Origin of the sequence: Mycobacterium gallinarum, from assembly GCF_010726765.1 — a bacterium.
GTDB lineage: Bacteria > Actinomycetota > Actinomycetes > Mycobacteriales > Mycobacteriaceae > Mycobacterium > Mycobacterium gallinarum.
Genome location: NZ_AP022601.1, coordinates 770,152 through 781,274, shown reverse-complemented (window position 1 = coordinate 781,274; position 11,123 = coordinate 770,152). Strand labels below are relative to the sequence as shown.

At 66.3% G+C, this 11,123-nt stretch carries 10 protein-coding genes; 4 read left to right on the top strand and 6 right to left on the bottom strand.

Annotated elements, in window-relative coordinates; translation table 11 throughout:
• The first annotated feature begins 154 nt into the window (after window positions 1-154).
• The 3 genes from G6N42_RS03810 to ngg all read left to right on the top strand — a co-directional run bounded on the left by G6N42_RS03810 (window position 155) and on the right by ngg (window position 5,444).
• Complete coding sequence (locus G6N42_RS03810) at window positions 155-1,726, top strand: amino acid permease (RefSeq protein ID WP_163726284.1); 1,572 nt, start codon at window positions 155-157, stop codon at window positions 1,724-1,726.
• Window positions 1,727-1,788: 62 nt separating this feature from the next.
• Window positions 1,789-3,591 carry an N-acetylglutaminylglutamine amidotransferase gene (locus G6N42_RS03805; protein ID WP_163726281.1) on the top strand — a complete coding sequence of 601 codons (1,803 nt, stop codon included), beginning with the start codon at window positions 1,789-1,791 and terminating at the stop codon, window positions 3,589-3,591.
• A 95-nt stretch (window positions 3,592-3,686) separates the two neighbouring features.
• Window positions 3,687-5,444, top strand: a complete 1,758-nt coding sequence (ngg, locus tag G6N42_RS03800; RefSeq protein ID WP_163726278.1) for an N-acetylglutaminylglutamine synthetase — start codon at window positions 3,687-3,689, stop codon at window positions 5,442-5,444.
• Between the two features lie 2 nt (window positions 5,445-5,446).
• Here ngg and G6N42_RS03795 read toward each other — a convergent pair whose 3' ends face one another.
• The 4 genes from G6N42_RS03795 to map all read right to left on the bottom strand — a co-directional run bounded on the left by G6N42_RS03795 (window position 5,447) and on the right by map (window position 9,150).
• Window positions 5,447-6,010: an alpha/beta fold hydrolase gene (locus tag G6N42_RS03795; RefSeq protein ID WP_163726276.1), complete on the bottom strand. Its 564-nt coding sequence runs from the start codon at window positions 6,008-6,010 to the stop codon at window positions 5,447-5,449.
• A 62-nt stretch (window positions 6,011-6,072) separates the two neighbouring features.
• Window positions 6,073-6,735 carry a hypothetical protein gene (locus G6N42_RS03790; protein ID WP_163726273.1) on the bottom strand — a complete coding sequence of 221 codons (663 nt, stop codon included), beginning with the start codon at window positions 6,733-6,735 and terminating at the stop codon, window positions 6,073-6,075.
• Complete coding sequence (locus tag G6N42_RS03785) at window positions 6,732-8,219, bottom strand: cobyric acid synthase (RefSeq protein ID WP_163726270.1); 1,488 nt, start codon at window positions 8,217-8,219, stop codon at window positions 6,732-6,734. The genes G6N42_RS03790 and G6N42_RS03785 overlap by 4 nt, the downstream gene beginning before the upstream one ends.
• A gap of 73 nt (window positions 8,220-8,292) precedes the next feature.
• Entirely contained in the window at window positions 8,293-9,150 is an 858-nt protein-coding gene (gene map / locus G6N42_RS03780; protein ID WP_163726268.1) for a type I methionyl aminopeptidase, read from the bottom strand.
• 41 nt (window positions 9,151-9,191) lie between these two features.
• Here map and G6N42_RS03775 point away from each other — a divergent pair, with 41 nt between their 5' ends.
• Entirely contained in the window at window positions 9,192-9,638 is a 447-nt protein-coding gene (locus G6N42_RS03775) for a nuclear transport factor 2 family protein (protein WP_163726265.1), read from the top strand.
• Here G6N42_RS03775 and G6N42_RS03770 read toward each other — a convergent pair.
• The gene (locus G6N42_RS03770; protein WP_163726261.1) at window positions 9,635-10,465 is read right to left on the bottom strand and encodes a maleylpyruvate isomerase N-terminal domain-containing protein; all 831 of its coding nucleotides are present in this window, start codon (window positions 10,463-10,465) and stop codon (window positions 9,635-9,637) included. The genes G6N42_RS03775 and G6N42_RS03770 overlap by 4 nt on opposite strands.
• 40 nt (window positions 10,466-10,505) lie before the next feature.
• A complete protein-coding gene (locus G6N42_RS03765) occupies window positions 10,506-11,108 on the bottom strand; it encodes a TetR family transcriptional regulator (protein WP_163726257.1) in 603 nt (200 codons plus the stop codon).
• Between the last annotated feature and the right edge of the window lie 15 nt (window positions 11,109-11,123).

Below are 11,123 nucleotides of genomic sequence, written 5' to 3'. Positions count from 1 at the left end.
CTCGGCGGGGCCTTCTCGGTGATTCCTTAACAGAAATGTCACTCCAAAGGTAGGACAGCCGACCAATGGCACTCTATTGTCCCTACTCAGTGAGCGCGAGTCCCGCCCCACTGCAAGCCGCGAAGCGCTCGAAGATCGCGAAGGAGAACCCGCCGTGCCAGAAGGTCACGAATATCTCAATGAGGACGAACGACATCTCGCCAGCCTCGGCTATACACAGGAGCTGAACCGATCGTGGTCCGGTTTTTCCAACTTCGCGATCTCGTTCTCGATCATCTCAATCCTGGCGGGCTGCTTCACCTCCTTCGGCCTCGGCTGGAACAACGGCGGCCCGGCCGCGATCGCATGGGGCTGGCCGATCGTCTCGGTGTTCATCCTCATCATCGGGTTGTGCATGTCCGAACTCGTGTCGGCGTATCCGACATCGGGCGGAATCTATTGGTGGGCAGCCAAACTCGGCGGTCCCAAGGCCGGTTTCTACACCGGCTGGCTCAATCTGATCGGGTTGATCGCCATCTTGGCTTCGGTGGCGTACGGCTGCGCGACGTTCCTCGACCTCACGCTCGGCACTTTCAGTGAGACCTGGCTCGCGGGATACAGCCTGACTCGGACGTTCATGCTGTTCGTGATCATCCTGGCCATCTCGGCGACCATCAACATCTTCTCCTCGCACCTGCTCGCCGTCATCAACAACATCTCAGTCTGGTGGCACGTCGCGGGCGCGGCGGCGGTGATCCTGATCCTCTGGCTGCTGCCCGACCAGCACGCCAGCTTCTCGGACGTCTTCGCCAAGACCATCAACAACAGCGGGATGTTCGGCGGCGAGATGTCGGGCATCGGTGTATTGCTGTTCGTGCTGCCGATCTCGGCGATCCTGACGCAGTACACGATCACCGGCTACGACGCGTCGGCGCATCTCTCCGAGGAGACCAAGAGTGCGGCAGACGGTGCAGCCAAAGGCATTTGGCGGTCGATCTTCTACTCGGCGATCGGCGGCTGGATCCTGCTGTTGACGTTCCTGTTCGCCGTCAACGACTCCGACGCGGTGTCCGCAGGCGGTGGTGCGGTCGTCGGCATCTTCAACCAGGCGCTGGACTCACAGTGGGTCGCGATCATCCTGCTGATCTCAACGGCCGGGCAGTTCTTCTGCACCACGGCGTGCCAGACGAGCGCGTCGCGGATGTTGTTCGCGTTCAGCCGCGACCGTGCGGTTCCCGGACACCAGCTGTGGTCCAAGGTGAGCAAGAACAAGATCCCCGCCAACGGCGTCATCATCACCGCAGTCCTCGCGGCTACCATCACGCTCCCCGCGCTCGTCGAGGTCGACATCAACGGCGCCCCGGTCCCAGTGGCCTTCTTCGCGGTGGTCTCGATCGGCGTCGTCGGCCTCTATCTGTGCTTCGCGGTGCCGATCTACTTGCGCTGGCGGATGGGCGACGATTTCAAGGTGGGTCGGTGGAACCTGCGGGGCCACCACAAGTGGATGGCTCCCGTCGCTGTCGTCGAGATCATCATCACCTCGATCATCGCGATGTTCCCGACATCCTCGGGCGGTGTGCCGTGGGGGGACGCCTTCGAATGGAAGTACGTCAACTACACCCCACTTCTGGTCGGCGGCGTGCTGATCCTTCTCTACATCTACTGGCACGTGTCGGTGAAGAAGTGGTTCACCGGCCCGGTCAGGCAAGTGGACGAAACCGGCGAGCAGTTGGAAGGTGTTTCCTAGCTCACACGTCGCTGAGCTGGCGACCAGGTTTCCCATCCGTCAACTCGGGTAAAGTCCCATGCGTGTGCGGAGCCACCGGCGAGGTGCGACTCGACGGCCATTCACCTGATATCACTGCGGTCTCGGCTATGGCCGAGGCCATGGAACCGCGCGGTCCCGACGCCGCAGGCGTGTGGTCGCAGGGTCGGGTCGCGCTTGGTCATCGTCGCCTGAAAATCATCGATCTGTCCGAAGCCGGCGCACAGCCGATGGTCGACTCCGAGCTCGGGCTGGCCATTGCGTGGAACGGCTGCATCTACAACTACAAGCAGTTGCGCCGCGAGCTGAGCGAGCAGCACGGGTACCGGTTCTTCTCGCACAGTGACACCGAGGTGTTGCTCAAGGCATATCACCACTGGGGCGACCGTTTCGTCGACCGCCTCTACGGCATGTTCGCGTTCGCGATCGTCGAACGCGACAGCGGACGGGTGCTGCTCGGCCGCGATCGGCTGGGCATCAAGCCGCTGTATCTCACCGAGGACGCGTCGCGGATCCGGTTCGCGTCGTCACTGCCCGCACTGCTCGCCGGCGGCGGGGTCGACACCCGCATCGATCCGTTGGCGCTGCATCACTACCTGTCGTTCCACTCGGTCGTCCCGCCGCCGCGCACGATCTTGCGCGGCGTGAGCAAGGTGCCGCCCGCGACCCTGGTCGCGATCGAGCCCGATGGCCGGCGCACGACCACCACGTACTGGGAACCCGATTTCACTCCGCATGCCGATCGCGCCGACTGGTCCGAACGTGACTGGGAGGACGCGGTTTTGGAGTCGCTGCGCGTCGCGGTCGACCGCCGGCTGGTCGCCGATGTGCCGGTCGGCTGCCTGCTCTCCGGTGGGGTCGACTCCAGCCTGATCGTCGGACTGCTCGCCGAAGCGGGCCAGCATGGTCTGGCGACATTCTCCATCGGCTTCGAGTCAGTGGGCGGCGTGGCGGGCGACGAGTTCACGTACTCCGACATCATCGCCGAGCGCTTCGGCACCGACCACCATCAGATCCGCATCGGTACCGACCGGATGCTGCCCGCGCTCGACGGCGCGATCGGCGCCATGAGCGAGCCGATGGTCAGCCACGACTGCGTTGCGTTCTATCTGCTCAGCCAAGAAGTGGCCAAGTACGTCAAGGTGGTCCAGTCCGGGCAGGGCGCCGACGAGGTGTTCGCCGGCTACCACTGGTATCCGCCGATGGCCGACGCCACATCGCTGGACAGCGCGGTGGCCAGCTACCGCGCCGCGTTCTTCGACCGTGACCCCGCCGGCGTCGCCGCACTCGTCACGTCGGACTATCTCGTGGAAAGCGACCCCAGCGGAGAGTTCGTCACCGAGCACTTCGCGCACCGCGGCGCGGCCACCGGCATCGACCGCGCCCTTCGGCTCGACACCACGGTGATGCTGGTGGACGACCCTGTCAAGCGCGTCGACAACATGACGATGGCCTGGGGCCTGGAGGGCCGGGTGCCATTCCTGGATCACGAGCTCGTCGAGCTGGCCGCCACATGCCCACCCGCGCTGAAGATCGCACACGACGGCAAGGGCGTGCTCAAGCAGGCTGCCCGACGGGTGATCCCCGCCGAGGTCATCGACCGTCCCAAGGGTTACTTCCCGGTGCCGGCGCTGACCCACCTGGAGGGTCCGTACCTCGAGCTGGTGCGCGATGCGCTCTACGCTCCGGTCGCCAAGGAGCGCGGGCTATTCCGCCCCGACGCGGTCGACCACCTGCTGGCCGACCCGAACGGTCGCCTGACCCCGCTCCGGGGCAACGAACTCTGGCAGCTCGGGTTGCTGGAATTGTGGCTGCAGCGCCACGGGATCAACGGGACGGCGGCGTGACCGCCGGAGCCGGAAGGCCGGCGACATCCAGCCCCGGAGCCGGAAGGCCGGCGACATCCAGCCCCGGAGCCGGAAGGCCGGCGACATCCAGCCCCGTGAACCCCGAAAGCACCGAAGCGATCACTCTCGGACTGCACGACGCATCGCCCCAGCACTTGGTCGACGCAATGGCCGACGACGTGGCCGTCGAAATGGGCTGGGGCCGATTGATATTCGGGCAGACGTTCGCGGACCCGGCGAAGCTCGCCGAGGTGTTGCGGCAAGAGGGGCATGGTCGTCGCGACATCTGTATGTACGCCCGGGAGCCACACGTGCTCGTCGCGATGGCGCCGGCCGAGTTGTTCATCGACCCCAGTCACACCTATCGGCTGCGGTTCTCCGATCACGACGCTCAGCGCACGGCACCCACCGGGTTCACCGTGCGATCGCTGGAGCGTAGAGAAGATGCCGAGGACATCAATCGGGTCTACATGCGCTGCGGAATGGTGCCCGCACCCGTTGAGGTGCTGTGGGACAACAGCGAAGACCTCGATGCGCTCGACTACCTGGTGGCGGTTCGCGACGACGACGGATCGTTGGTGGGCACGGTCACCGGGGTCGACCACAAGCGGCTCTTCGACGACCCGGAGAACGGTTCGAGCCTGTGGACGCTGGCCGTCGATCCGGCCACCAGCCTGCCGGGTGTCGGCGCGGCACTCACCCGTGCGCTGGCCGCGCTGTACCGCGAGCGGGGCCGGGCCTACATGGACCTGTCGGTGGCTCACGACAACGAGGCCGCCATCGGCCTGTACGAGAAGCTGGGTTTTGAGCGCGTTCCGGTCATGGCCGTCAAACGGAAGAACGCGATCAACGAACCGCTGTTCACCCATCCCCCGGAGACCGTCGACGATCTGAACCCGTATGCGCGGATCATCGCCGACGAGGCGATGCGTCGCGGAATCTGGGTCGAGGTCCTCGACGCGGGAGCCGGCGAGATGCGCCTGTCACACGGTGGCCGCAGCGTCATCACGCGGGAGTCGTTGTCGGAGTACACCTCCGCGGTGGCGATGGCACGATGCGACGACAAGAGGCTGACCCGACGCCTGGTGTCGGAAGCCGGAATCCAGGTACCCAAGGGACGTCTGGCCACATTCGACGAACAGGACCACGCCTTCCTCGAAGAGGTCGGCGACGTCGTCGTCAAACCGACCCGCGGGGAGCAGGGCAAGGGCATCACCGTCGGGGTCAACAGCACCGAGGAGTTGGACGCGGCGCTGGCACGGGCGCGGGAAGAGCACCCCAACGTGCTGATCGAGCAGCGCGCACCCGGAGACGATCTGCGGTTGGTGGTGATCGACGGCAAGGTGGTGGCCGCTGCATTACGCAAGCCCGCCGAAATCGTCGGCACCGGCCACCACACGATTCGCGAACTCATCGAGGCGCAGAGCCGACGCCGCGCGGCCGCCACCGGCGGCGAATCGCGCATTCCGATGGACGACGTCACCGAGGCGACGGTCGCCGAGGCGGGCTTCTCGTTCGACGACGTGCTGCCCGAAGGGCGCACCCTGCGCGTACGCCGAACGGCGAACCTGCATCAGGGCGGCACGATCCACGATGTGACGGCGGTGGTGAACCCGCATCTGAGCGAGGTCGCCGTGAAGGCCGCCGGCGCGATCGGCATTCCCGTGACCGGCATCGACCTGTTGGTTCCCGATGTCACCGCGCCCGACTACGTGTTCATCGAAGCCAACGAGCGACCCGGGCTGGCCAACCACGAGCCCCAGCCCACCGCAAAGGCTTTCGTCGACTTCCTCTTCCCGGGCAGTCCCGCGTTGCCGCAGGCCTGGACGCCCGACGAGGTGCCCACCAGCTAGACCTACCAGGTGCTCGTGCGCATCACGATCTCGGCGGCGAGCTGCGCCGTGGACTCCTGGGCATTGCGCCTGCCGAGTAGGTCGACCATCCGGTAGTCGCCGTACACGTAGCGCTGGCTGGCTTTGGCGACCGCGCGTGCGGCGGGCGTACTGACCAGCGCGGTGGTGTTCATTTCCACCGGCGGGCACGAGTCGTCGCGGACCACACCGGAGGGATCGGCGACACGCGGGTGGCCGCGGTCGATGACCACCAGCCCGATGAACCGGTCCAACCGCGTCGCCGCGAGCTCCCATGCCAATTCCCCGCCGACGCGGTCACCGACCAACAACGCCCACTTCACGTCGAGTGCGTCGAGGACCTCGATCACCGTTTTGGCGGTCAGCCGCGGGTCCGGTGCGATGACCACAGTTCGCAGGGACGCGGTGTGCAGCCGTTGACATACCGGTTCGTACGCCGCAGGTGCATGGTGGGCGGCACCGAGGACCACGACGACGGACCCTTTTTCGGGGCCGGCCACGTCGACGGACACGCCGAACCCGTCGACGGTGACTGTGGTGGGCGGCATTTCGCCACGCTACAGGCGGTCACCTGGGAGCGGGTCGTTTTCGCCTTGAGCAAACAGGGTGTTCACGCAGATTGCGCGCGCTCGGCCTGCTTTGCCGTTGTCTCCAGAAACGTTTGCGGCAGCGAACCTTTGACGGGGATCGACGGGTTGGGTGTCGGAAACGCGACTCCGAACACCGCGGTGTTCCCGATGTTCTCGAACGAGAAGTAGACACTGTCCGTTTGGCCGCTCAACCGCATGGTCTGCTCGTAAACGAGCGCGTCGGCGCGCGACGTCTGCAGTCTCGTCGTCGTCATCGGAATGCCGGGCGTCGACATATCGAAGAACGTCTCGTACTTTGCGCACCGATCGGCGACCGCCGCCAACTTCTCGAGGTCCAGTCGCCACGTCAACACGGTGATGGCCATCCGAGCGCCGTCATAGGCGACGACGTATTCCGCCGCGCTGCCTGGTCCGCGCTCGGCCGATTCGGCGATCGCCCGCGTCAGCCCCTCCGAGCAGCCCTCCGGGCGCGAGAGCATGGCCGGCGGCGCGCCCGCGCCGTCCGCCTGGCCGGGCTCGCGGTCGATGCGTTCGAATTGCACGCCCGGTGGAAAGTCCGCGGGGGTGAGCAGCACGTTCTCGAGCCGGGCGCCGGGCCAGGTCGCCGTGCCCGCGATCGGTTGGGCGCAGCCACCCACCAGCAGTGCCGTGGCGAAAAGGACCAGCATATTGCGCCAGGTCATGGGGCCAGCCTAGTGGCGATCGACGGCAGTTTCGGCGGACCGTTTTGCAGCAGGGCGATCACGGCGTCGACGTCGACGTGGCTGGTGATCAGGTCGGCCATCACGTCGAGTTGGGCGTCGCGTCGCGCGCGGACGTCGACGTCCCGCGCGACGACGAATTCGCTGCGCCCCGCGGCAGCCGCGACCTCGTTGAGCCATTGCCGTCGCACATCGTCGTTGTCGAGCAGGCCGTGCCAATGGGTGCCGTATACGGCGCCGTTGCGAATCCCCACGCCCAGCCAGTCGTCTTCGGTTGAGCGGCTGAGGCGACCGTGGTGAATTTCGTAGCCGTGCAACGGGGCTTCGTGGTGGCGCAACGTCTTCACAGGCGCGAACGCGATGTCCGCGTCGAGCAGCGCGAGCCCGTCGACGGTACCCGCCCCCGACTCCACCGTGTCGTCGATGCGACGGCAGAGCATCTGGAATCCCCCGCACACGCCGAGCACGGGCTTTCCCCGTCGGGTGTGCGCCTCGATGGCGTCTGCCAGACCGCGCTCCCGTAACCAGGTCAGGTCCGCGACGGTGGCCTTGCTACCGGGGATGACGACGACGTCGGCGTCTGCCAGGTCGGCGGGGTCCCCGGCCCAGCGCACCAGCACGCCGGGCTCGCAGGCTAGGGCCTCGACGTCGGTCGAGTTGGAGATGCGCGGCAGCCGGACGGCGGCGACTCGCAGCCAGTCCTGTCCGCGAGGGGGCTGCGGATCGCCGACCACGCGATGGGTGAGCACGGAGACGGAGTCCTCGGCGTCCAGCCACAGCCCCTCGCTGTACGGGATCACGCCGTATGTCGGTCGGCCGGTCAGCTCCTGCAGCTGTGTGAGGCCCGGCGCCAGCAGTGCGGGGTCGCCACGGAACTTGTTGACGAGGAACCCGCAGATGAGTCGCTGATCCTCAGGTTCGAGAACGGCGACAGTGCCGTACAGATGGGCCAGCAGTCCGCCGCGGTCGATGTCGCCGACGACCACGACCGGCAGCTGCGCCGCACGGGCCAGCCCCATGTTCGCGATGTCGGTCGCGCGCAGGTTGATCTCGGCGGGCGAGCCGGCACCTTCGACTATCACGACGTCGAATTCTGTTCTCAGATATCGTAATTCGTCGGCAACCACGGCCGCTAGCTGCTCGCGGTGGGTGAAGTAATCCCGGGCGCCCACAGTGTCCACCGCTTTTCCGCGGACCACCAGTTGCGAGGTGCGGTCGCTGCCCGGTTTGAGCAGCACCGGGTTGAAGCGCACGCTCGGAGCCAAGCCCGCCGCGCGGGCCTGCATGGCCTGGGCTCGGCCGATCTCCCCGCCCTCGACCGTGACCGCGGAATTGTTCGACATGTTTTGCGCCTTGAAGGGCGCAACGCGAATGCCCTTGCGGGCCAACAGTCGACACAGCCCCGCGACGACCATGGACTTGCCGGCATCAGACGTGGTGCCGGCGACGAGCATCGCTCCGCTCATGACGCCGGGTGTGAACTCACTGCGAAAAATCGGCCGAAAAGTCGCAGTGGTTTCACACTCGCGAAGTGTCCAGTCACAACTGGGTCAGGATCTCGGCGCCGTCCTCGGTGACCACCAGCGTGTGTTCGAACTGCGCGGTCCACTTCTTGTCCTTGGTCGCGACGGTCCAGTCGTCATCCCAGATCTCGTAGTCCAACGCACCGAGGTTGATCATCGGCTCGATCGTGAACGTCATTCCCGGTTCGAGCACCGTCTGCACGGCAGGCTGGTCGTAGTGCAGCACCACGAGCCCGTTGTGGAATGTGGTGCCGATGCCGTGGCCGGTGAAGTCACGAACCACGTTGTAGCCGAACCGGTTTGCGTACGACTCGATGACGCGGCCGACGACCGACAGGGCGCGTCCCGGCTTGACGGCCTTGATCGCCCGCATGGTGGCCTCGTGGGTGCGCTCGACGAGCAGCCGGTGCTCCTCGGACACGTCGCCCGCCAGGAAGGTGGCGTTGGTGTCACCGTGCACTCCATCGATGAAGGCGGTGACGTCGATGTTGACGATGTCGCCGTCCTCGATCACGGTCGAGTCGGGGATGCCGTGGCAGATGATCTCGTTCAGTGAGGTGCAGCAGGACTTCGGGTAGCCCTTGTAGCCCAGAGTCGACGGGTACGCGCCGTGGTCGATCATGTACTCGTGCGCGATGCGGTCTAGCTCGTCGGTGGTGACGCCCGGTGCGACGGCCTTACCCGCCTCGGCCAGCGCCCCGGCGGCGATGCGTCCGGCGACGCGCATCTTCTCGATCACCTCGGGGGTTTGCACCCACGGCTCGCTTCCCTCCTGCGCGGTCGCCTTGCCCACGTATTCGGGGCGCACGATCGAGCGGGGCACCGGCAGCGTCGGTGACACCACGCCGGGACGAAGGGCGGTACGAACAGGCATGACGCCAGGATAGTCGGCGGCGGCCACTACATTCGACGGTCATGACCATCGACGACGTAGACGGCCAGTTCGCCGCCCGATTCGCCGAACAGTTCGCCGCGACGTGGCGCACGCCCGATCTAGCCAAGCACGAGGCGCTGTGGAGCGAGGACATCGTGCTGACCCAGCCGATGATGGGCACCCTTCGCGGCAAGCAGGCCTGTCGCGAGGCGTTTCAGCGGCTGTTCGCACTGATTCCCGACCTGCATGCCGACGTGCATCGCGTCGGGCATGGCGGTCGCGAGGTGTTCATCGAGTTCACGCTCAGCGGCACGTATGGCGGCAAGCCCATCGCCTGGGACGCCGTCGACCGGTTCACCTTCACCGACGGCCTTGTCGCCGAACGGGTTTCCTATTTCGACTCGACTCCGCTCATCGGCAAGCTCGTCGGACGTCCCGGCGGCTGGGAAAGGCTGGTGCGCACCGGCACTCAGCTGTTCAAGCGCTAGAGGCTCTGCAGCGGCATCCTGGCCGCCAACCACGGCCGGCGACCCCACGCCATCAACTTCCCGCGCAGCACGGCACCGACTTGGCTGCGCCGTCCTGTCGAGACCAGCAGGAACGTCACCGGGTCCGCGGAGACATGGCAGTCGACGCGTTCGACCGGGTCGGGTACGACATCGAGGCGGCCGTCATGAACCCACAGCGCGAAAGCCGGACCGCCGCGGAGCCGCAGGAAGACGGTGGCGCGCATGTCGCCCGCCGCGTCAGCGTCGAATTGACCAGGCATCAGTGAACTGATTCCGGTCAGCACCAGACGGGCCTCCTCGGGCGAAATGATCCATCGCTTGCCGAGACCGCGAGCGAGATCGTCGCCGTGGATGAGGAGTTCGAACATGACCACGCAGGTGACCGTCGGCAACGCGATGTCACCTTCGATGCCGCGAAACAGCCGATCCGGTGGCCAGTCGTTGGTGGTGGCCAGAAAATCGCCGACCGCCTCCTCGACGAGTTCGCCTGCCGTGCTCAGCTGGCTGCGGTCAAATGCAGCGATCTCGTTGCTGTTGAGGACCGACATGCGCTGACCCGACGCCATGCCCTCGGTTCCTGGTGCGAACCTCTCCCACATGTCCTCGGGCGTGACTTCGCCGCTCGCCAATCGGGCGAACGATCTCGTCTCCGAGGCCACGTGCGCGGCGGCGTCACCGACAGTCCATTCCATTCCGGGTATCCGACGAGAAGCGTCGAAATCTTCGACGAGCAAGAGCGCGATGCGACTGGCGACTGACGCCAAAGCCGCTCGCGCAGCGCCGAGATCGACGACCAGCTCCCCCATGCACCGGATCGTACGAGGCCGAGAATGTCAACGACGCCGATCACGAAATATCCAGCGCCGACAGCGCCGACCGCACGCGGACAGGCAGCGATCCGCCGTGCAGCAGCCAGTCGTCCAGCGCGATCCGCACTGAGGCCATGGCCAACGCTCCGATGAGCCTCGGCCGCGGGTCGTCGTCGGTCAGATCACCGATCCGCGGGGCCACCAAGTCCGCGATGACGGCCTCGTAGCGCAGATAGATCTGCAGCGTCCACGCGCTGAGCGCGGGCGATGACCGGGTCAATGTGGCCAGGTCACGTACTTGGGCGGTGATCGCCTCGAAGCCGTCGCCGAGGTCGCCGAACCCCGCGATCACCGCGTCGCTCGCCGACAACCCCGCCGGCTGTTTGGCGATGACCGCCGTGATCGCATCGAGCCAGCGCGTCGTCATCCCCTCGGCGACAGCGTCCTCCTTCGAGCTGAAGTACCGGAAGAACGTGGCGCGCCCGACCTCGGCCGCCGCCGCGATCTGCTCGACCGTCACGCCGGCCAGGCCGTTTTCGGCGACTCGCTGCGCCGCCGCCGTCGCGATGCGGGCCCGTGTGGCCCGCTGTCTGCGGACCGTCAGACTTTCCCGCGAATTCTGCGATGAGACGACGTCCATGATGAGACTATGTCT